This window comes from Halobellus sp. Atlit-38R (assembly GCF_003665925.1).
Taxonomy (GTDB): domain Archaea; phylum Halobacteriota; class Halobacteria; order Halobacteriales; family Haloferacaceae; genus Haloquadratum; species Haloquadratum inordinatus.
The window spans coordinates 111,590-133,104 of record NZ_QXIJ01000008.1; the positions used below are offsets into that span (position 1 = coordinate 111,590).

Consider the following 21,515-nt stretch of genomic DNA (forward strand, 5'->3'; position numbering starts at 1 on the left):
GTGGGGACGGGGCGTCACAGATCCGATGTCTCCCGGTTTTCGTGTTCGATTCACAGCCGTCTGGTTCACGCTCCCGACACGCTCACCGATCATATCCACTCGTCGAGGCCGGTCTGGACGAGCGAGGACTCGATACGCTCGAAGCCGCGTGCGACCTCGTCGGCGGCGACCTCCCACTCCGCGGTGACGTACGCGCGTGCGGCCTCGATATCGGGCGAGAGGTCGGTATCGAACGCGTAATCGTCCGTGACAGGCGGGTCGAGAAAGAGGTCTCTGACGCGGTCGGCGTTCTCGATGTACGCCTCGCGGGCGTCGAGCACCGCCCAGAGGTCGCCGTGCTCGCGGATGTCCGACAGCGCCGTCTTCGGCCCGACGCCGGAGATGCCCTCGTTGAAGTCCGTGCCACAGAGGATCGCGACGTCGACGAGTTGCTCGCGGGTGATCTCGTGTTTGGCGAGTGTCGCTTCGAGGTCCATCAGTTCCGGATTCCCTTTCGAGGTGAGTTGTCGGAGCGTGTATGGCGCACCGAACAGCAGCGTGTCGTAGTCCTCGCTGCCGACGTAGTCGGCGTCGCCGCGAAGTGCCATATGCGACGCCTGAGCCTCCCCCTCCGCGGGTGCTTCGACGACCGGAACGTCCAAGAGTTCGAGGAGTTCCCGCGTCGTCTCGTGGATGACGTCCGTGAGGCGCTGGGTCCGCGCTTCGAGGCGGGCGGCGGCGACGTCGTCGCCGCGCTCTTCGGCCGCTGCCTTCTGTTCCTCGGCTTTCTCGCGAGCGGCGCGTCGCTCGGCGACTTCGTCGTCTTTCAGTTCCGTCACGCCGCCGTCGAAGACGAACACCGGCACGAGGTCGTGCTCGAAGAACTTCGGTAATCCCTGCACGAGGCCGATCAGATTCGCCACTTCTTCACCCGCGTCCGTGGTGTAGGCCTCCTCTCGCGTGAACTTGACCGTCGTCGTCAGATACCGGTACAGCCAGTTGTGCGCGTCGACGGCGACGACGCTCCCGGCCACCTCGTCGAAGTCGACCGCCGAAAGCGCCGCCAGACTCCGCAGATCTGCGTTACCCATTGTCCGGAATTCGACCGCACGGCAATTTAATCGTCCGGGTCCGAGCCGGCTTCCGAAACGGGATCAGGACAGACGGTGCGCGGTGACGGCGGCGGGTGGATCGGCGCCGACGCGGTCGGCCAGAAACGACGCCTCCGGCTCCCCGAGGTCGCGCTCGCGGTACCGGTCGAGTCCGTCCTGGTACGTCGCCGTATCCGCCGTCGCGAGCACGTCTTCGGACGCGTCGGCCGGCCGTTCGAGAACGAGTTCGGCGAGGCCGGTTTCCCGGCCGGTCCACTCGAACCCGGCTTTGTACATCGCCTCGTAAGCGAAGGGGTTGTTGACGGCGATCCGCAGTCGATCGTAGCCCCGTTCGGCAGCGCGTGGGGCGACGAACGCCGCGAGCCGGGGGCCGAGCCCCTCGCCCTTCGCGTCCGAGCGGACGGTGACGTAGCGGTACCAGAGCGTGTCTGACTCGGTCCGGTCGGCGTTGAACGCGAGCGCGGCCCGTACGTCGGTGTCGAACTCCTCGGTGTCACTGCTTCCATCCCGGACGACCGCCTTGCCCGTGTTCGACATCACGAACTTCCCGGCGTAGGCGAACCGTCTGTAATCGAGCCTGAGCGTCGGCCCGTCAGACGGCCAGCCCAGCACGACGTACTCCATCGTGGAGGGAGACGGCGGGCATAGAAAAGAGTGCGGCGGTCCGACAGTTCCTTTCCCGCCGCTGCCGTAGCGAATCTATGTCCTCTCGTTTCGGCCCCGGCGACGTCCGCTTTTTCGACCGTGTCGCTCGACTCTACGACGTCGCGATGCCGCCGGCGCGGGTGGGTCGGTTGCGCGACGCCTTCGCCTTCGCCGACCGGCCGATCGACCGCGTGATCGACCTGGCGGGCGGGACCGGTCGAGCCTCGCGGGGGCTCGCTCGCGTGGGAATCGATCCGGTCGTCGTCGACGTCTCCGCCGGGATGCTCGCGCGCGCTCGGGCCGCGGGTCACGAGGCCGTCCGCGGCGACGCCGGCGACCTGCCGATCGCCGACGACGCGGTCGACGCCGCGGTCGTCGTGGACGCGCTGCATCATCTCCCGGACCCGATGGCGGGGCTGGCCGAAGCAGCGCGCGTCATCCGTCCCGGCGGCGTGCTCGTCGTCCAGGAGTTTCACCCGCGGGGGGTCCGCGGCCGCGCGCTCGTCGCCGCCGAGGAACTCGTCGGCTTCGACCCGACGTTCTGGACGCCCGAGGAACTCTGCGAGGCGCTTTTGGAGGCAGGATTCGACGCGCGGATCGTCCGCGAGGGGTTCGGATACGTCGTCGTCGGCCGCGTCCCCCGAGAGTGAGTCGAGAGCCAGTCGGGACTCGATCCGCACCTGCTACGAGATGGAATCCGAGAGAGCCATTAGGGAGCGTCCAAATCGACGAGTATGGCATCATCCGAGGAGTCGTTCCTCGCACGACGCATCGACGCCGAGGCCTTTCCCCTCGCAGTCGTCGACGTGTTGGCGCTCTCGGCCGTCCTCACGATCGGCGTGATCAACCACAACGGCGTCGAGTACCTCTCGACTGCCCCCGTCGCGTGGCTGTTGACGCTCGTCCCGTTCCTCGTCGGCTGGGCGGTCGCGAGCCCGCTCATCGGCGCGTACTCCGCCGGCGCAGCCGAGTCGGCGAAGGCAGCGATCCCGCTCGCGATCCGGGCGTGGATTCCGGCAGCGATTATCGGCTTCGTGCTCCGCGCGTCGCCGCTGTTCTCGGGCGGCTTCCAGGTCTCGTTCGGCGTCGTCGTGCTGCTGGTCGGCGGCGTCGCACTGATCGCGGGTCGCTGGCTGTTCTTCGCCCTACTCCGGTAATTGCCGGCCGTTCTTTTCGTCGAGCGTCGTCGCCACGTCGCTGTTATCGGCCGCGTCGGGCGAGTACGACGCCGATTCCCGATCCGACGGCACCGAACCCGGCGAGCGTCGCAAACAGAGCTGTTGGAGTCGCATATGTCAGAATCGCGCCGGCGACAGTACCGCCGAGCGCGCCGACGCCGAACACGCCGAGGTACGTGAAGCCGTACGAGAGGCCGCGCGTGCCGGCCGGTGAGTACTCCGCGACGGTCGCCTGATAGAAGGGCTGGACGAGAAAGAGCGCGCAGCCGAGGATCGCACCGACGACCAAGAGTGGTGCGAGCCCCGCGTTCGCGGCGGGAAGGAACACGACCGCGAGGACGGCCAGCAGGCCGAAGCCGCCCGCCAGCCCGTATTCGACCGGCATCCGATCGGTGAGTTTGCCGCCGAGATACTGCCCGAAGACGCCGACGATCAGCAGTCCAGAGTAGAAGTACCGCTCCGGGTTGAGCGAGCGTCCCGATCCGGGGGGAATTCCCAGGGCGTCGGTGAGGAACGGCGGGAGTAGCGACGTCAGTGGAACTGGTGCGAACGCCGGGAAGGATTCGAGAAGGTTCGGGAGGAAGGTGAGGACGCCGCGGTAGTACAATCCCGACGCCATCACGACGACGAAGACCAGCGCGAACGCCCCAGCGAAGAGCCGCCGCGTCTCGGAGACGAACTCCGGGAGCGAGGCGACGCCGCCTTCGGCTCTGCTGTCGCCGTCAGACCCACCTCCACCGTCGGAGACGGTGTCCTCAGATGCGACGGCCGCAGTCTCGTCGAACCGTGCGCGGATCGCGTACGCGCCGGCGACGAGCGCCGGCACGGCGAGAACGACGGCGACGATCGTCCAGTCCACGAACAGGAGGAGAATCGCCGTCAGCAGCGGTCCCAAGCCGGTGCCGACGTTCCCGGCGATTCCGTGGTAGGCGAAGCCCGTACCGCGTTCTTCGACGCCTTTCGAGAGGAGCGTCAGACCCGCCGGGTGGTAGACGCTCGCGGCCGCGCCCCACAGGAGCAGCGCGAGCGTGACCACGAGGAGGTTCGGCGCGACGCCGAGGAGGACGAACGAGCCAGCCATCCCGAACAGACAGAGCGTGATGAGTCGCCGCGAGCCGATGCGATCGACGAGGACGCCGCCGGGGAGCGCACCCACACCGAAGAGGCCGTAGCCCGCGGTCACGACCAGTCCCAGCGTGGCCGCCGTCACCTCGAACTCGGCGACGCCGAGCGAGAGCACGTCGAACTCCGTGAGCCAGATCGAGACGAAGATCGGGATCGAAAGCTCGTAGGTGTGGACCATCCCGTGAGCGAGCATCACCAACGCCACGATCGACCGATCGTTCGAGTTCACGTCGTACGTTCCGGCGACCGGTCAGTTCAACGCTCCGGTGTGAGACACGCTGCATCGGTTGGTATGCTACTTTGTCACACTAATACGCGGGCAAAAACGTACAAATTGTACAATTCGGCGACCCAATTATTTCGGGTCTGAGTGTCTCTGAGCCGGAATCGGGGCTCATAACTTATGAAAAACCATCCAAACAGCGACGACAAATATATCAGTTAGAGATGGAAAACAATTATATTCCCTACTCCCGTAGTATATATTGTATTATGACAGGGTACTACGACTACGTTCTCGGACTCATTCCACTCGCACTGTTCGGCCTGACCGGCGGCCTTATGCAGACCAGCCTCTCTCTCACCCAAGCAGTGCCCATCGCGGCCGCCGTCGCGGCAGGAATCATCGGACACGCACTCTTCGTCCGCGCGCCGGTTTCCGGTGCCCGATCCAGTTTCGACGGGACCGACACCCGACAGAACGTTCGGCTACAGAACGCCGACTGAACGTTCAGCTCCCTGTCGCATCGCCGTTTGTTGCACGATACGTCCCGCGTATTCGTTTCCGAATCCCGCGTCCCACAGTTTCCCGCACGTTCTTACCGCTGGCCGTCGAACGCGGTCGTATGACTGAGACGCTGTTTCTGGAAAGTTCGGACGTCGACGGCCTCGCGACGCCCGCGGAGTTCGTCGACGCCGTCCGCGACGCGTACCGACAGCGCGGCGAGGGGGCTCCTGCCGAACCGCGAACGAAGCTCGGCAACGCCGATCCGCCGGGCTTTCTCACGACGTATGCGGCGATCCTCCCGGACACCGGCGCGATGGGCGGCTATATGTACACCGCCGGCTTCGGAGCCGAGGACGCGTGGTTCACGACGCCGATCTTCGATTCGGAGTCCGGCGAACCGCTCGCGCTGCTCGACGGCGCGAGTATGAACCCCTTCAAGACCGGCGCGACAGGCGCCGTCGCGGCCGACGAACTGGCGCGCGAGGACGCCAGCTCCGCGGCGATCATCGGCAGCGGCGCACAGGCCCGCGGCCAACTTCGGGCGCTGGCGACGGTCCGCGATCTGGAGACCGTCTGGGTCTATTCGCCGACCAAAGAACACCGCGAAGAGTTCGCCGGCGAAATGGACCGCCGACTCGACGGCAGCGTCGCCGCCGTCGCCTCGGCCACCGCGGCCATCGAGGGCGCTGACATCGTCGTGACCGCGACGAACGCCAGCGAACCGGTCTTCGACGGCGACGCGCTCGAAGAGGGGACCCACGTCACCGCGATGGGCCAGTACAACCCCGAGAAGCGCGAACTCGACGCCGCGACCATCGAGCGCGCGAAGTACGTGCCCGACCTCCGCGACCGCGCGTTCCAGGACGCCGGCTCGTTCCTCCACGCACTCGACGAAGGCGTCGTCGACGAGGACCACGTTCACGCCGAGCTGGGCGACGTCGTCGCCGGCAACGCCCCCGGTCGGGAGTCCGACGAGGAGATCACCGTCTTCGACAGCGGCGGGACCGGCATCGAAACGGTCGCCGGCGCGTACCTGCTCTACGAGAAGGCGACGGAGGCCGGCCTGGGGGAGACGATCGACTTCGCGCCCGGCAGCCAGGCGCTCACCGGCGAATAAGTCGGAGGCGAAGCGACAGAACCGTTACTGCAGCCGATAGCGCAGCAGCGCCGCGATGCCGCCCAGATTCCGGAGTTGCTGTCCGGGGTCGAACTCGCCGGAGAAGACGGTGACCTCGCCGCCCTGCCGTTCGACCGACTGGATGACTTCGTTGACGTCGACGTCCCAGTCGCCGTCGCCCTGCCGTTCCTGTCGGAGTCGGTCGTCGACGACGAGCAGTTCTTCGACGGCGCCGAACTCCGCGGCCTCGGCGACTTCGTCGATCCCGTAGGCGACTTTCTCGCCGGTCGCGATGCCCTCCATCAGATCGTCGAGGAGTTCGGCCTCCTTCGAGATCCGGGTCTGCGTCTGGACCTCGTCGACGGCGCCGCGTTTCAGCACCTCGTGGACGCCGCGGTCGCCGACGCCCGCCGTGTCGACGACGGTGAGCAGGTCGGCGACGTCGGGGTGGTTCTCCGCGATGTAATCCCGTGCGTCCTGCTTCGTAAAGCCCGGGCCGGCGAGGATGATCGCGTCGACGTCCATCCGCGCGAGCGCCTTCCCCAGCTCGGCGAACAGTTCCGAGCGCGGGCGGGCGTACTCGCCCTTGCCGGTCGGCGCAGTGAACGAGAAGCGCTCTTCGGTGCCGTACTGTGCGACCGTGTGAATGTGTGCTTCACCTTCCTCGACGGTCGCGATCGCGACGTCGGCGTTCTCGGCCGCCGCTTCGGCCTCCTCGATCCGCTCGACCTGGTCCGGCTTGAAGTGCTTCTCGATCGTGATCTCGTCGTGTTCCTCGACGTTGAGCGTGTGGTGGTGCCCGAGCTGGTCCTCGCGCGAGCAGTCGACGATCTCGCCGCCGACGCGCAGGCGGTTCGCAAAGCGCGCGAACTCGACGTCGTCGACGTCGATCGTCACGAAGAGGTGCTCGCGCTGGCCGCCCGTGTCCCGGAGGTTCTCGTCGTCGCGCTGAATACGGCGCGTGGTGTCGCCGGAGACGAGATCGCCGGATTCGAGGACGTGCGAGAGGTGCCACAGGTCGTCGACGTTCTCGGGGACGAGCGTCATCCGCTCGCGCCCCTCCTCGCCGCGGCCGCGGCTCGAAATTCGCATATCCCCGATTTCGGACGCGGGGAGAAAGATCCTGCTATAGCGACCCGCGCTGGGCGTCCGCCAGGCCGTCGGCGAACCCGCGGCCGAACAGGTAGTACGTCACGACCTGCACGTAGAAGAGGGCGAAGATCCCGACGACGACGATACCCAACAGGCTCGCGATGGTCCCGAGCACGAGCGCGACGACGACGGCGAGCACCCACGCGATCAGGTAGTCGGCGGTCGTCGCCGCCGCGAGCACCGTCGAGACGTCGAAGGCGGACGCCATCGAGTCCTCGCGAGCGAAATTCGCGAACATCGCGGGCGCGACGTAGCCGAGCAGCAGCGCGAACGCGACGAAGGCGAAGAACGCGACGACGGTCAAGAGCCCGCCGAGTCCGCCGAGACCGCCGTTCGCTCCGGATCCGATCACGGGGCCCGCGCCGGACCCGATCGCGGAGCCGAAGCCAGTGACGATCCCGACGACGAACATCGCCACGACGACGACGATCGAGACGGCGATGTTGACGCCGATCAGTTTCAGGCCGTCGACGAACAGGTCGCCCCACTCGTCGAAGGCCGGCGGGGCGGCGTCTCCGCGGGTCGTGCCGCGCAACACGCGAACGTAGTACCCCTGGAGGAGCGGGACCGGGAGGACGAGCACCGAGAGGACGCTCAGCAGTCCCCCGATGAGTATCGTGCGAAGCCAGTCGTCGCTATCGAGCGGATAGTGGAGGGCATCCGACAGCATCGGCTGAGAGGAATCAGTGCGAGTAAGTAACTGTGGGGGATTTGGTTTCGGAAAGATCGGTGGGTACTTTCGTCGGCGCTCGCCTCACACGGCCGCCTGCTCGTCGAGGGAGTCGCTCTCGCGCATCTCGACGTCGCGGATCTCGCCCCACGCCTGGCCGATGAGGTAGTACGCAGAGACCGCGGCGTAGAATCCGAGGAATCCGCCCGCAAGGAGTCCGAGTAACGGAATCACGTTCAGCGCGCCAGCGACGAGGCTGGCCGCGATGATGAGCGCGAAGCCGTACACCCACGCGGTCGCGTACGTGCCCGAGGTCAGTACGGGACGGAGTTCGCTGATCGAGAACGCGGACCCGAGTTGATCGGTCTGCGCGAGGTTCGAAATCGCCGCCGGGACGACGTACGCCGCCAGCAGGCTCAACACGAGCGCGAGTAGGCTTCCCAGGAGAATCCCTGCCATTCCGAGGCCGACGAGGCCCGCAGAGTCGGATCCGCCGCCCACGACGAACGAGAAGATCCCGCCGCCGATGACGACCGCCGCGATGAGTCCAGGGATCAGCCCGTAGACGAAGACGACGACGAACGCCTTGAGTCCGTCAGTGAACAGGTCGCCCCATTCGTCGAACACTGGCGGCTGTTCCTCGCCGTGCATCGTCCCGCGGACGACCCGTACCAGATATCCGAGGACCAAAAGCGTCGGGACGACCAGGACGCCCAGCAGACTGAGGATCCCTCCGATGAGGACGGTCGTAACCCAATTCTCGTCGTTTCTGAGGTACTGCAGCGAGTCTTGTATCATAATGATCACCGAGCGTGGCCGTCTGCTGCGCTGTGACCGTCGACGGGCGTCCCGTCTGGCCTCTGACGCAGAACAGCCGATTTGCTCCAAGCGTACAGTACGATGTCATCAAAGATAAATATAGACCACGTACGGACAGTACGCGCGGCTTACCCCCGAGATTGGTGATAACAGCAGTCGCAGTCAAATTCGGGACTGCCTGCCGTACGAGAATCGCGCTACTCGACGAGTTCGCTCTCGCCGGGCGGCAGGAACTCTTGGATCTTGTCCGGGGTCGCGACCTTTCGGAGGAACTTCTGGTCGGTGAAGCGTTCGCGGAACTCCCGGTAGAGCATCTTCGCGGCGTCGTTCTGAGCGTAGCGACCGGGCCGGACGCGAATCGACGTCTCGACCTGCGCTTCGATCGCTGACGGCGGGCCGCCGAGGACCTGCGTGACCCCCTCACACTGGATGCCGATCGCGACCTCGGCAGCGACGTCTCTGAAGTACGTCCGGTCGCCGCGGATGACGAACGAGCCTTTCTCGATGTACTCGCCGGACTCGGGCGTCTTCGAGACCTGATCGGGCGTGACCATATACGCCTCACCGGCGTAGCGGCCCTCTTTCCAGATCGACGAGTACGAGACCGCGAACTGGGCGGCCTCCTGTTTCGTCGATTCCGGGAACTCGACCGCTTCGGATGGCTCCGAAGGCCCGGTCGCCTTCACGACCGTCACCGGACCACCGTGGGCCTGCGTGTGGAAGAACAGGTCGTGTTTGTTCAGGTACTTCGTGACGATCTCCTCGTTTTGGTCGGCGTTGCGGCCGCCGATGACGAGAAAGCCGTCGGAGGTGTGGAACCACCGGAAGCGCTCGTACCACTGCTCGGAGGTGCGGATCGGGATCGACTCCATCTCGAGCCAGTCGCGGTCTTCGGGTTCGGTTTCCTCCTCGGCTTCGTCTTCGTCCTCGTCGTCGGCTTCCCACTCCTCGCGCCGTTGTTTCACGGCTTCGAGTTCCTCGCGGGTATTCTCGATTGCCGCGAGTGCGCCCTCTTTCTTCTCTTCGACGCGCTTGGCTTCGGTGTAGAGTCGGTCGGCGTTCTTCTCGACGCCGGTGTCGACGTTGACTTCCACCTCGGTGTCGTCGAGTTGTATCGTGACCGTTCCCTCGGCGCCGTCGACGTCGACGACCGCTTCGGCCGCGGGGATCCCTTGCTCGGCCCCCGCCGCGAGCGTCTCGCGGATCTCGTCCCAGGGGACGCTGTTCTCGCGAGCCTCACGGACGGTCGAGAGCACCTCGTCGACGAGGTCGTAGTTCGCATACAGCAACTCGGCGCGACGGCGCTCGGCTTCGGCCTGCGCTTCGAACCCCTCGATCGCGCCCTCCTGCTGGTCGATGATCCGCTTTTTCTTCTCGATCTCCGCCTCGAAGTCCGGGCGCTCGCGACCCGTCTCCTCAGGTTCGTCGTCTTCGAGTTCGAGCCGGTAGAAGTACTCGTCGAGCGCGTCGTTGAAGGTGTCGTACGCCTCGCTGTCGAGGCCCGTGCGCTCGTGTTCCTCCAGCGGGAACGGCGTCGCGTCGACGACCGCGCCGTCGTCGTCGGTGTAGACGCGGGGGTCGAAGTCACCCGAGCGGAGTCGCGTCCGGAGGTCCTCGATCGCGTCGTGGAGCGCGCGGTACTCGTCGTCGCCGGCGTCCGCGATCGACATCGTCTTTTCGACGCCCGCGCGGGTGCAGAGCTCTTCGGCGTAGAGGCCACCGAGGTTCAACTGCGTCGCGAGCGTCCGCACCACGTCGGTGTCTGAGTCCTCCATCCGCCGGGAGAGTGCGTCGTAACTGACCGTGAGCGGATTGAGACGCGAGGAGGGGAACTCGTACTGCGAGCCGGGGGCGACCGTGCGTGATTTGAGCCTGACCGTTTCGAGGCTCTGGACGACTTCGCCCGTCTCGTCGAGGACGGCGACGTTGCCCTGGCCGAACAGTTCGACGACGATGCGCGTGTTCTCGTCGCCGCGCTCGAACTCGAAGACGAGGATGCGGTCGAACTCGAACTGCTCGACGCCCGCGAAGTCGGCGCCCGACAGTCGGTTCCGCAGCATCATCGCGAAGTTCGGCGGTCGTCCGGGTGCGTCGGGGACGCGTTCGGGGTCTGCGACGTGTGCCCGCTTGACGTCGCCGACTTCGAGGATGAGTTCCACCCGGCCGCGGTCGAAATCGCGCATCCGGAAGCGGAGCAGGTCGTCGCCGTAGAGGTAGGCCTTGTCGACCTTCGCTCCCTCGTACCGGTTCAGTTCGGTGACGAGGGCGGCCAGGTCGACGCTCGTGAGCTCCCGCTTCGGGTCCATACCCCTGCGTTCTCGCGGGGGAAGGAAAAGGCGCACGCTCCGAGCGCCGACGGTGAATCGATCCGCGCGTCGGTGAATCGGCCGCCGAGTTCCGTCGTCAGTCGCGGATTCGGCGGATCGCTCGCCGCCCGCCCGCGCCGACGAGGAATCCGGCCGTGCCGGCGACGACAGTGACCGTCGCGCCGATCGTCAGCCCTTCGAGGACCGTTGCACTGGGATACGTCAACTCGAAGAGCCCGAGCGGGAGGTAAAATCCGAAACTCGGACCGCCGGCGAGCGAGAGCGCGACGAAGAAGCCGTCGTTGCGATACGCACCGACCGCGGCCGCGAGGAAGGCTGTGCCGACGAGAAGCGGCAAAAAGAGTCCAAACGGGAACGACAGCCAGCCGACGAGCCGCGGGGGGAGGTGCAGGACGAACGTGACGGCGAAGAGCGTACCCGCGACGGCCGACAGGCGAACCGCAGTGTCGGGGTCGCGGCCGAGTAGCAGCGCCTCCATCCGCGGCGACAGCGGCGAGGTGTCGGGATACGAGGACTGCTCGGTGCCGGAACGCGGGGGCGTCGAAGGCGACGACGAAGATGATGACGAAGACGACGAGGGCTCGTCCGCAGGCATAGAAGGGCGTTTCCGACGGTGCGCCTTGATACTTCCCCCGGCGTCTTCTTCTGGAACGTCACGGCCGACCCCCGAGGCACGCTCTTTTTATCCGATCGCACGCTACCGTTCCTCGATGGCCAAAGTCAGCATCGGCCTCCGCGGCTGGCGTTTCGACGAGGAGGAGGTGTTTACCGACGACGGCGAGTTCCGGTCGCTCGACGACGTACCGGAGGACACGCGAAAGCGACTCATCCGTCTGACGTACCTGCAGGGAAAACCCTGCGACGCCTGCTATCTCGTCCACGGCGAGGAGAACAAAAAGCGCTGCAACCAGGCTGAGATCGTCTACGGCGAGCCGATGGAGGAAGTGCTCCTCTGTTCGGAGCACGAGGCCGACTTCCTCTACTGGTTCCGCGAGGCGAACGGGAAAGACGCCGCCGGCACGGAGACGTTCCGCGACGAGTTCCACGAGTGGTTCGTCGCCGGCAACCGCGCTCCCGAGGGCTACGGCGGCCTCGAACACGTCGACACCGACCCCGACGAACTGCCGACGCCGCCGGACCCGGCAGAGCTCAACCGCCGCCTGAACGAGGAGTACGAGGGCGAACGCAAGCGTATCGACCTGCGGACGGGCGAGATTACGACTGTCGACGACGATGCGGAGGAGGAACCGCTCGACGACGTCGATCTGGGTCGGGAGTACCCGACGAAGTAGATGACGGGACGCAGTCACGACCCCGTCGTCGTCGTCGTCGAGCCGAAGACGCCCGGGAACGTCGGCACGATCGCCCGCGCGATGAAGAACTTCGGACTCACGGACCTGAAGCTCGTCGATCCCCCGGAACTCAGCGAGGATGGCGAGGCGTACGGCTTCGCCGGGCACGCTCGCGAGGACGTCCTTCCGAACGCCGACGAGGTCACCTTCGAGGAGATCGTCGAGAACTACCACACGATCGGGACCACGGCGATCACGAACGAGGACAGCCGAAAGCACGAGCGGTTCCCGTTCAAGACGCCCGTCGAGGTTCGCGAGAGCCTGGAAACGGTCGACACACAGACCGCGCTCGTCTTCGGGCGCGAGGGGACCGGCCTCGACAACGACGAGTTGACCCGACTGGACGAGGTCTGTTCGATCCCCGCCAGCGGCGACTACCCCGTGTTGAATCTCGGGCAGGCGGCGACGATCCTCCTGTACGAACTCCGGTCGCTGACCGTCGAGGAGACGCAACTGCCGGACGTCGAGCGCGAACGCGCCGACGAAGCCGACATCGACCGCTTTTACGACTTCTTCGAGGAGTTCCACCGCTCCATCGAGAGCCGCGAGCACAAACGCGAGAAGACGCGGGTGATGATGCGACGGCTGCTCGGCCGCGCGCACCCGACCGAGCGGGAGATCACCACCCTCACGGGAATCTTCCGGCGGGCGAACGACCTGCTCGGCGACCGTACCTTCGGCGATCACACGAACGGCGACGCCGCAGACGACCCCGACAACGACCAAACCGACCTCGTCGAAACCGACGCGTCTGACTCTGAGCGCGAGGACCAGACGGCAGCGGACAGCGTCCACACAGACTGAACGAGCGGCCTAACGGAACCGTAACGAAACAGATGTCGGCACCCCCGTCCGGAAGTCGGCACCAGGGAGATTCACCCCGGCCGAGCCGCCTCCAGCGAATGACCGTCGGGGTCGCAGTGCTGTCGTTTTACGGACTCTTGGCGCTGGGGAGCATCGTCGTTCTCACGACGATCTGGCAGTTCCGCCCCAGTCCGGTCGTACTCGTCCTCGGCGTCGGCGGCGGGACGCTCGTCGTCGCGTTTCTGAGCCTTCGTCTGGGAACGCGGAAGATCCTCGCTACCGTCGACGCGTGGGAACTGCCGGCGTCGCGTGCGCCGGTCGTCTACGATCTGCTCGCGGCGGTCGCAGACGAAATGGCGGTCGAACGCCCGCGGCTGTTGGTCGCACGGCTCGGGATGCCAAACGCGCTCGCGCTCGCGACGCCCGGCCGTGGGACGCTCGTCGTCGACGCCTCGCTGTTTCGCCTGCTCGACGCCGCGGAGTTCGAGGCGCTGTTGGCCCACGAACTCGCGCACCTCGAACGGCACGACAGTCTCGTCCAGACCACGGCGCTCAGCCTCACTCAGTTCGTGGTCATCACGCTGGAGTTGCTCCTCTCACCGCTCGTGTTCCTCGTGACGGGGGCCGCGCTCGGCGTCGCGTGGCTCCGCGGCGAGCCCCAGTCGTGGGCCGAGACGATTCCCGGACGGCTCAGAGCACGGATCGAGATGGGAGTCGGGCTCCTCGGCCTGACGGCGACGCTGTTCCTCAGATCGCACGCGCGCCGACGGGAGTTCGCGGCCGACGAACGCGCCGCAGAGGTGACGGGTCGACCGCTCGCGCTCGCGAGCGCACTCCAGAAACTCGATCGAGCCACGAGGCCCGATATCGGCTCGGCCTCGCCGCTGTGGACGCACGGCGAAGTCCCCTCAGAGGACGAACGTCGACTGCGCGAGTACTTCTCGACGCATCCACGGATCGAAGACCGCATCGCACGGCTCCGGGAACGCGCGGAAGAATCGGCAGTTCGGGTCCCGATCGAATGAGAGTGGCGAGGAATCAGAAAACGGAGACTATGGCCGAATCAGCGGCCGCCGTCGCCCAGCGCGACATCGGATCCCGCTGGCGACGTCGCGCTCGGGCTCTCGGCCGGTGACGGCGCTGCGGAGACCTCGAACTTCGCCAACAGCGCCTGGAGTTGCTCGGCCTGCTCGGTGAGCGACTCGACGTTGGCGCTGACCTGGGTGATCGAGGAGGCCTGCTCTTCTGCGGCCGCGGAGACGTCTGCGGACTCCTCGGCGGTCGTCTGACTGATCTCGGAGACCTCTTCGACCATCGCGACCGCCTCCTCGGCACTGACGGCTTGGTCGTCGGTGGCCTCGCTGATCTCCTGGATGCCGCTGTCGGTCTCCTCGGTGTTCGTCGCCACCTGACTGAACGCGTCGAGCACGTCCTGGACGGCCTCGACGCCCTCCTGCATCTGCTGGTCGGCCGCGCGAGCCTCCGTGACCGTGCGCTCGGTCTGCGCTTGCGTCTCCTCGATGAGTTGCTCGATGTCGTTCGCCGACTCCTGGGTCTCTTCGGCCAACTGCTTGACCTCGTCGGCGACCACCGCAAAGCCGTCCCCGTTGCCGGAGCCACTCCCACCACTGAAGCGCGCGGCTTCGATGTTCGCGTTCAGCGCCAGCATATTCGTCTGTTCTGCGATGTCGCTGATGAGTTCGACGATCTCGCCGATCTCGGCCATCTGGCGTTCGAGGCGTTCGACGTGCTCGACGGTCGAGTCGATCGACGACTGGGCGCCCTGCGCGTCGTCGATCGCCTGTCGGGCGGTCTCCTCGCCGGCGTCGGCGATGGTTGCCGTCTCGTGTGAGGTCTCTGCGACCCCTTCGGCAGACGAGGCGACCTCCTGGACGGTCGCCGAGAGGTCGGTCATCTCCGCGTACACCTCTTCGAGCATCTCGCGCTGTTCGTCGGTCCCCTCCGAAATCGTCTGAACCGACTCGCTCACGTCCGCGCTCGCCTGTTTGACTTCCTCGGCGCCGACGTAGGCTTCCTCGCTCGCGGCCGTCACCTCCTGTGCGAACGCCTGGATGTCCTGGACCGCTGTCTCCATCTCGTCCATCATCTCGTTGTAGCCCTCGGCGATCTGAACCATCGCCTCGCTCTCGCTTTCGGCGTCGAGTCGAGCGCCGAGGTCGCCGTCGGCGGCGCGGGCCATCGTCGCGCTGTAGGCGTCTGCCTTGGCTTCGAGGTGTTCGTTCAGGCGTTCGACCTCCCGCTGTTTCGCCTCGACCTCGGCCTTAGCTTCCTCGGCCGCTTCCGTCTCGGCTAACCGCTGTCTGGCCTGCTCGCGGGAGCGTTCGATCGAGTACCAGTTCGTCATCAGCGCGGCCGCGAGCGCCAGCACGAACGCCGCGTGGATGAACGCCCACACGAACGGATTTGCGATCGCCGCGGTGTGGTTGTAGACGGCCTCCGGTGCCGTCATCCCGAAGTAGCCGTGTTGGATCGCGACGTAGACGATACCGACGAGGAACGGCAGCCAGTCCTCGTAGACGGCGACGACGCCCATCACGACGAAGAAGTGAAAGTGCGCTTCGATCAGGCCGCCAGAGAAGTACACGAGGACGGCAGACCCCGTCGCCAGCCCGATCGTCGCGAGCGACGTCCGGACGCGGCGGCCGAGTCGAGGCCAACTCGCGAGGAGGGCGAACCCGAACAGGACGCCCAGCCGCAGGAAGATTTCTGGCAGCGAGTACGCCGGGAACGTCGCCCCACTGATCGATTCGGTCCCCTCGTACAGCCCGAGCGCGAACAGAAACGGGATGTGCGCAAGTAACAGCAGTACGATATTTCTGTGCCGACCGCGCCAGGTGTCCTCCGGAATCGAGTGACCGCTCGGGGTGTACTTGGTGAGTTTTTCGAAGATCCCCTCGTGTCCGTCCCCGCTCCCCGCAGTATTTTCCCATTCGTTCGTAATCTCCGCCATATACCGTCAGATATCACCACGGTGAAAAGAGTTGCCACCAGATATCACATCTGGTATTGAGAATTGGTAGCACAGATATAGTAGCGTTTGCAACTGATTGCGCACCGAGCAGTCGGTGAAACCGGTACGCGGATGTATACGGTCCTGTCGGTCGCGTCGGCCCTCAGGCCCGCTTTTGGATCTCCTCGCGTAGCACGTCGCTGACGATCTCACCGTCGGCTTTCCCGCGGAGCGCGCCCATCGCTTCGCCCATCAACGCCGAGAACGCGCCCATTCCTTCGGCTTCCACCTGGTCTGCGTTGCGGTCGACGACCTCCGAGACGGCCTCGCGGACTTCGTCCTCGGAGACGCCGGAGAGGCCGGCTTCCTCGACGGCTTCCTCGGCCGAGAGCGAGGGGTTCTCGGCCAGCGTCGCGAGGACGTCCTGGACGCCCTCTTTCGCGAGGTCGCCGTCCTCGACGAGGTGCATCACGGCGAGGAGGTGCTCGTCGGTCAGTTCCGCGACGGCGACGTCGTCGCGGCGGAGTTCGGTCAGCGTCGACTCCAAGAGTCCGGCCGCGAACGTCGCGTCGATTCCCTCCTCGACTGCCTGCTCGAACAGCGGCATCCGCCGGCCGTAGGCGACCTGCTCGGCGAGTCCGGCGTCGAGGTCGAACTCGGACTGGTAGCGTTCGACCTTCTCGGTGAGGAGTTCCGGCGTCTCGACCTCCGAGGGGTCGAGGCCGACCGGCGGCACGTCCGTCTCGGGGTACATCCGCGCCGCGCCGGGGAGGGGCCGGAGGTAGCGCGTCGTCCCGTCGTCGTTGGCGCCGCGCGTCTCCTCGGGCACGCCCTCGATGGCCGTTTCCGCGCGCTCGGCGGCCGCTTCGATGGCGATCTCGGCGGTTTTGGTGTCGGCCGCGACGATAGCGACCGCGTCGTCGTCGCCGGCGTCGACCGCCTCACGTAGCGCGTCGACTTCGTCTTCGGTCACGCCGTAGGCGGGCAGTTCGTCGGTGTGGAAGATGCCACCCGCGCCGTGCCGCTTGGCGTGATCGGAGAGTTCGGTTCCGAGCCGGCGGTCGGGCTGGATCTCGCGCCCGACGAGTCCGTCGAAGCCGTACAGTGGGACGGCCATCACGGAACCGCCGTCCGAGAGCGCCCCGCCGATCACGCCCGAGTCGGTGTCGGCGAACACCGCAGAGACGTCGGTCACGTCGCCGACGGACGCGTCGCGCTCGTGCAGTTGCTCGCGGATGTCCAGTAGTTCGACCTGGCGGCCGACCTCCTGGCGGACGATCTCGTCGATCTGGTCGAGCGCCTGCACGCCTTTGATTTCGACGCGGGCACCCTCCGCGATCGAGACGTTCACGTCCTGGCGGATCGTCCCGAGGCCGCGCTTGACCGCGCCGGTCGAGCGGAGGAGCATCCCGATCGTCTCGGCGGCCTCCTGGGCCTGCTCCGGCGAGTCGATGTCGGGGCGCGTCCCGATCTCGACGAGCGGAACGCCGAGGCGATCAAGCGAGAACGTGACGTCGTCGCCCCGCTCTTCGACGCGCTGGGCGGACTCCTCTTCGAGCATCAGGTCCTCGACGCCGACGGGGCCGTCGCTCGTCTCGATCGCACCGTCCTGAGCGATGAGCGAGGTCCGCTGAAAGCCCGAAGTGTTCGAGCCGTCGATGACGAGCTTTCGCATCACGTGGGCCTGATCGACCGGTTCCATATCGAGGAGTTCGGCGATCTGCAGCACCACCTCGCGCGCCTCGTCGTCGAGTCGGTGCGGCGGTTCCTCGTCTTCTTCGACGAGACAGGTCGTGTCGTAGGCGAGGTACTCGAACTCCCGTTCGACGCGGCTCTCTTCGAGCGCCGCCTCGTCGAGTTCGCCGAGTTCGCTCTTCGTCGGGTGCAGGTAGCGCGTGAACGAGCGCGTCGCCGCGTCCGGGTCGCGCTCCTCGGTCGGGCACCCACAGAACAGCTTCGTCGCGGTATCGAGTTGCTGGTGGATCTCCAGGCCCGCGACGAGGCCGAGATCGTCGTAGTCGTACGCGGTCATTACGAATGAGTGCGAACCCCCGGCGTAAAAAATGATTCAGTCCGCGCCGGCGGGTACGGCGGGGGTCGCAGTTTAGGGTAGCACGTTCGTACCCGCGACGGGGTCGCGTTCACGGGCGGCGCATCCACACCGCGACGGGCGAGCGGTCGGCGTCGACTACAGCCGGCGCAGTCCGTCGCCGATGCCGCGTCCTTCCTCGCACTCGGGGCAGGCGTAGTGCCAGCCGTCGGTCGTCGCCTTTCCCTCCGGGAACGTCGCGCCGCAGTGTCGGCATTCGAGGAGATCCCGACCGCTGTCGCGACTGTACTGGAGACCCTGCATACCTGAAAATCGACGGGTTCGGGTATCAACGTATCGATCTTTTCGCGGGGACGAGAAACGGTATGCCGCGATACGAACTGGTGCGGTACCGCGTCGGTGTCGCGTTCGCGACAGGCTACTCTCGGGCGCTGTGTTCGGGGCTTCTGCGGCCGGCGTTCACCGCGATGGTCCCGAAAACGTACTCCTCGGATGCGACCTCGTCCATACAGTCGACGAGCGCGCGTCGCGAGTCGGCCGTCCGCTCGTCGAGGAGGGAAAGCGCGTCCGCGCTCTCGACGTCGAACAGCCGGCCGTTGAGGCGAACGAACAGATCGAGTGCGGCGTTCGCGGGGCGGCTCCCCCGGGGGACGAAGTTCGCCACGACGACGCTGTCGGCGAGGCCGCACCACCGACTCACGACTGCGTAGGGATCTTCGAACAGCGACGTCACGAACGTTGCGAGGACCCCGTCGACCGCGCTGATCGGCGGCGTCGTGGCATCGCCCCGCACGAGCGAGACGTTCTCCCAGCCGTGTCGGGCCACGCGGGACCGCGCGCGGTCGAGCATCGGCCCCGTGATGTCGACGCCGACCACGTGCCCAGTGGGGCCGACGGCCTCACGCAGCGCGGGGAGGTTGACACCGGGACCACAGCCGAACTCGACGACCGTGTCCCCGGGGCCGAGACCGAGCGCCGCCACGCACCCGGCGCGGACGCCGCCGATCGAGGACGTCGCTCGCGCGAACCAATCGTAGAGCGGCGCCCAGGCCCCGTAGTTGCGCTGGATGCGCCGAACGCTCTCGACCTCGAATCCGATAGCGTCGCGGGAGCGCTCGCTTCGGGTCACGGGTCGGCGTGTTCCCCGACCGCCGCGGGCGGCGTGCGCGGCCACCACTGCCGCGGTCCGTCTCTGGCGACCGTCGAGTAGCACTGCTCGGAGTCGGTACACCCCCGCGGGCGCTGGTAGTCGATGCCGCGCTCTCGCAGGTACGTCACGTAGCCGTCGTCGACGCGGTCCAGTTTCTCGTGACACACCCACCGGTCGCCGTAGCGACCGGCCGCGACGTTGCGATACGGGCAGGTGAACGTCGTCCGCTCGCACCCGGCCTCGGAGCCGGTGTCGTCGATCCGGACGCCGACCGAGCGGTAGGCGACGCGGAGTCGCCGCACTACCTGTTCGGGCGACGACGCGCCCAGAAACAACCCGTGTGCCAAGGTGTACCCGAAATCGTGCAGCACCCGCTCGAAGCGCGTCAACTCCTCGGGTCGGTCCGACAGCAACGCCCGCAGGTCCGCGTACCACGCCGACACCGCCGCGATCTCGTCGAGAGTGTCGGCCGCCCGCCGGAGCGCGTCACGACGGTCACGCAGCGGCGTCGCCCCGTCGGACAGTCGGAACGACGGCACCGACTCGACGTGTTCGAGCACCGTCTCCCGAAGGACGTCGCCGTCCGCGTAGGCGTCGACGCGGCGCTCCAACTCGGGGTACCACGACCTCGCCATCGCGCTGTAGACGCCGTCGAGGAGGTCGTCGGCGCGGTCGAACTGCTCGGAGTCGGGCGGCGTCGGGAACTGCTCGACGACGCGGCGCAATTCCTGAGGATGTGGGCCCGCCATAGCCCCTGATACGACGGCGAGCGTAAAAATTCTGGACGTGGGCGGGGCGGAAAACGGCGCGTGAATCGAAATCGTCGGTTCCGATCGACGGCTCAGTCGTCGCCGAGGATCCCGCGGTGCGTCATCGTCTCGGGGTCGAGCACCTCGTCGGCCTCTGCTTCCGAGAGGTAGCCCTTCTCGATGACGACCTCGCGGACGGTCTTGTCCTCTTTCAGCGCGGTCTTCGCGACCTCGCTGGCCTTGTCGTAGCCGATCGTCGGATTCAGCGCCGTCGCCAGCGCCATCGAGCGCTCGACCTGCTCCTCACAGACGTCCTCGTTGGCTTCCAGTTTGGCGACGAAGCGCTCGGCGAAGACCTCCGAGGCGTTCGAGAGCAGTTCGCTCGACTGCAGGAAGTTGTGGGCGATGACCGGCTTGTAGAGGTTCAGATCGATCTGACCCTCGGCGGCCCCGGCCGAGACGGCGGCGTCGTTGCCGACGACCTGTTTGTGGACCTGATTCACCGCTTCGGCGACGACGGGGTTGATCTTGCCGGGCATAATCGAACTGCCGGGCTGATTCTCCGGCTGTTCGACCTCGCCGAGGCCGTTTCGCGGCCCCGACGCCAGCAGTCGGAGGTCGTTCGCGATCTTGTTGAGCGAGCCCGCGACCGTCCGCAGCGCGCCGTGGGCCTCGTTCATCGCGTCGTGGGCGGCCTGCGCCTCGAAGTGGCTGTCGGCCGGGCGGAATTCGAGACCGGTCTCCTCGGAGATGTACTCCGCGGCGCGCTCGGGGAACTCCGGATGGGTGTTGAGGCCGGTCCCGACGGCGGTGCCGCCGAGCGCGAGTTCGCCGAGGTGGTCGCTGACGTTCTCCGCGCGGGTGATCCCCTTCTCGACCTGCGTCCGGTAGCCGGCGAACTCCTGGCCGAGCCGGATCGGCGTCGCGTCCTGGAGGTGCGTGCGGCCGGTCTTGACGACGCCGTCGAACTCCGCTTCTTTCGCTTCGAGTGCCTCCGCGAGCGTCTCCAGCGCCGGCACCAGGTCTTTCTGGACCGCTTCGAGCGCGGCGACGTGCATCGCCGTCGGGATCACGTCGTTCGAGGACTGGCCGTAGTTGACGTGGTCGTTCGGGTGGACCACGCGGTCGCCGATGGACTCGCCGCGGAGCTCCGCGGCGCGGTTGGCGATGACCTCGTTGGCGTTCATATTCGAGGACGTTCCCGACCCCGTCTGGAAGACGTCGACGGGGAACTGGTCGTCGTGCTCGCCGGCGATGACCTCGTCGGCCGCCTCGACGATGGCGTCGGCAGTCTCCGCTTCGAGGAGGCCCAGGTCGCGGTTCGCCTGCGCGGCGGCCTTCTTGACGACGCCGAGCGCCCGGACGAAGCGCCGGCCGAAGCCGATCCCCGAGATCGGGAAGTTCTCGACCGCCCGCTGGGTCTGTGCGCCCCAGTAGGCGTCCGCCGGCACTTGCATCTCTCCGAGGCTGTCCCGCTCGATGCGATACTCGTCGTCGGACATACTCGGAGCGACGACCGGCCGGCGCGTAAAACCCGTCGGTTCGATTCTCCTGTGTCCTGACAGGGTCGTACCGGCACTCCCGCCGC

At 66.7% G+C, this 21,515-nt stretch carries 21 protein-coding genes; 7 read left to right on the plus strand and 14 right to left on the minus strand.

Going from position 1 to position 21,515, the window contains the following annotated elements; translation table 11 throughout:
• Positions 1-89: 89 nt before the first annotated feature.
• Together fen and D3D02_RS12300 are read right to left on the minus strand one after the other, a co-directional pair.
• Positions 90-1,070: a flap endonuclease-1 gene (fen, locus tag D3D02_RS12295; RefSeq protein ID WP_121570285.1), complete on the minus strand. Its 981-nt coding sequence runs from the start codon at positions 1,068-1,070 to the stop codon at positions 90-92.
• Between the two features lie 63 nt (positions 1,071-1,133).
• A complete protein-coding gene (locus D3D02_RS12300; protein WP_121570286.1) occupies positions 1,134-1,715 on the minus strand; it encodes a GNAT family N-acetyltransferase in 582 nt (193 codons plus the stop codon).
• Positions 1,716-1,792: 77 nt separating this feature from the next.
• Here D3D02_RS12300 and D3D02_RS12305 point away from each other — a divergent pair, with 77 nt between their 5' ends.
• Positions 1,793-2,386, plus strand: coding sequence for a class I SAM-dependent methyltransferase (locus tag D3D02_RS12305; protein ID WP_121570287.1), 594 nt, complete (start codon positions 1,793-1,795; stop codon positions 2,384-2,386).
• A gap of 84 nt (positions 2,387-2,470) precedes the next feature.
• The gene (locus tag D3D02_RS12310) at positions 2,471-2,893 is read left to right on the plus strand and encodes a DUF3054 domain-containing protein (RefSeq protein ID WP_121570288.1); all 423 of its coding nucleotides are present in this window, start codon (positions 2,471-2,473) and stop codon (positions 2,891-2,893) included.
• Positions 2,894-2,936: 43 nt separating this feature from the next.
• Here D3D02_RS12310 and D3D02_RS12315 read toward each other — a convergent pair whose 3' ends face one another.
• Complete coding sequence (locus tag D3D02_RS12315) at positions 2,937-4,268, minus strand: MFS transporter (RefSeq protein ID WP_121570289.1); 1,332 nt, start codon at positions 4,266-4,268, stop codon at positions 2,937-2,939.
• Between the two features lie 263 nt (positions 4,269-4,531).
• Here D3D02_RS12315 and D3D02_RS12320 point away from each other — a divergent pair, with 263 nt between their 5' ends.
• Both D3D02_RS12320 and D3D02_RS12325 read left to right on the plus strand, forming a co-directional pair.
• The gene (locus D3D02_RS12320) at positions 4,532-4,765 is read left to right on the plus strand and encodes a hypothetical protein (protein WP_121570290.1); all 234 of its coding nucleotides are present in this window, start codon (positions 4,532-4,534) and stop codon (positions 4,763-4,765) included.
• A gap of 119 nt (positions 4,766-4,884) precedes the next feature.
• Entirely contained in the window at positions 4,885-5,883 is a 999-nt protein-coding gene (locus tag D3D02_RS12325) for an ornithine cyclodeaminase family protein (RefSeq protein WP_121570291.1), read from the plus strand.
• A 24-nt stretch (positions 5,884-5,907) separates the two neighbouring features.
• On the opposite strand, the gene D3D02_RS12330 is transcribed toward D3D02_RS12325, so the two are convergent.
• The 5 genes from D3D02_RS12330 to D3D02_RS12350 all read right to left on the minus strand — a co-directional run bounded on the left by D3D02_RS12330 (position 5,908) and on the right by D3D02_RS12350 (position 11,446).
• A complete protein-coding gene (locus D3D02_RS12330; protein ID WP_121570292.1) occupies positions 5,908-6,975 on the minus strand; it encodes an mRNA surveillance protein pelota in 1,068 nt (355 codons plus the stop codon).
• Positions 6,976-7,009: 34 nt separating this feature from the next.
• Positions 7,010-7,705, minus strand: coding sequence for a DUF4013 domain-containing protein (locus D3D02_RS12335; RefSeq protein ID WP_121570293.1), 696 nt, complete (start codon positions 7,703-7,705; stop codon positions 7,010-7,012).
• 84 nt (positions 7,706-7,789) lie between these two features.
• Entirely contained in the window at positions 7,790-8,503 is a 714-nt protein-coding gene (locus tag D3D02_RS12340) for a DUF4013 domain-containing protein (protein WP_121570357.1), read from the minus strand.
• A 218-nt stretch (positions 8,504-8,721) separates the two neighbouring features.
• Positions 8,722-10,830 carry a ribosome rescue protein RqcH gene (gene rqcH / locus D3D02_RS12345; protein ID WP_121570294.1) on the minus strand — a complete coding sequence of 703 codons (2,109 nt, stop codon included), beginning with the start codon at positions 10,828-10,830 and terminating at the stop codon, positions 8,722-8,724.
• Between the two features lie 97 nt (positions 10,831-10,927).
• Positions 10,928-11,446, minus strand: a complete 519-nt coding sequence (locus D3D02_RS12350) for a hypothetical protein (protein WP_147435613.1) — start codon at positions 11,444-11,446, stop codon at positions 10,928-10,930.
• 115 nt (positions 11,447-11,561) lie between these two features.
• Between D3D02_RS12350 and D3D02_RS12355 the strand changes: the two genes are divergently transcribed.
• The 3 genes from D3D02_RS12355 (at position 11,562) to D3D02_RS12365 (ending at position 14,032) form a co-directional block, all read left to right on the plus strand.
• Entirely contained in the window at positions 11,562-12,143 is a 582-nt protein-coding gene (locus tag D3D02_RS12355) for a hypothetical protein (protein ID WP_121570296.1), read from the plus strand.
• Positions 12,144-13,007: an RNA methyltransferase gene (locus tag D3D02_RS12360; protein ID WP_121570297.1), complete on the plus strand. Its 864-nt coding sequence runs from the start codon at positions 12,144-12,146 to the stop codon at positions 13,005-13,007.
• A 98-nt stretch (positions 13,008-13,105) separates the two neighbouring features.
• Positions 13,106-14,032 (plus strand): M48 family metallopeptidase, encoded by a 927-nt coding sequence (locus D3D02_RS12365; RefSeq protein WP_121570298.1) that lies wholly within the window; start codon positions 13,106-13,108, stop codon positions 14,030-14,032.
• A 38-nt stretch (positions 14,033-14,070) separates the two neighbouring features.
• Here the strand turns inward: D3D02_RS12365 and D3D02_RS12370 are convergent, their stop codons facing one another.
• The 6 genes from D3D02_RS12370 to D3D02_RS12390 form a co-directional block, all read right to left on the minus strand.
• Positions 14,071-15,978, minus strand: coding sequence for a methyl-accepting chemotaxis protein (locus tag D3D02_RS12370; RefSeq protein WP_121570299.1), 1,908 nt, complete (start codon positions 15,976-15,978; stop codon positions 14,071-14,073).
• A gap of 163 nt (positions 15,979-16,141) precedes the next feature.
• Entirely contained in the window at positions 16,142-18,010 is a 1,869-nt protein-coding gene (gatE, locus tag D3D02_RS12375; RefSeq protein ID WP_121570300.1) for a Glu-tRNA(Gln) amidotransferase subunit GatE, read from the minus strand.
• 156 nt (positions 18,011-18,166) lie between these two features.
• Positions 18,167-18,331, minus strand: a complete 165-nt coding sequence (locus D3D02_RS20945) for an HVO_2901 family zinc finger protein (protein ID WP_199723082.1) — start codon at positions 18,329-18,331, stop codon at positions 18,167-18,169.
• Between the two features lie 115 nt (positions 18,332-18,446).
• Complete coding sequence (locus tag D3D02_RS12380; protein ID WP_233560650.1) at positions 18,447-19,157, minus strand: class I SAM-dependent methyltransferase; 711 nt, start codon at positions 19,155-19,157, stop codon at positions 18,447-18,449.
• On the minus strand, positions 19,154-19,927 hold the full coding sequence (locus D3D02_RS12385) for a hypothetical protein (protein ID WP_121570302.1): 774 nt from the start codon (positions 19,925-19,927) through the stop codon (positions 19,154-19,156). Before D3D02_RS12385 ends, D3D02_RS12380 begins: the two co-directional genes overlap by 4 nt.
• 92 nt (positions 19,928-20,019) lie before the next feature.
• Entirely contained in the window at positions 20,020-21,429 is a 1,410-nt protein-coding gene (locus D3D02_RS12390) for a class II fumarate hydratase (protein WP_121570303.1), read from the minus strand.
• Between the last annotated feature and the right edge of the window lie 86 nt (positions 21,430-21,515).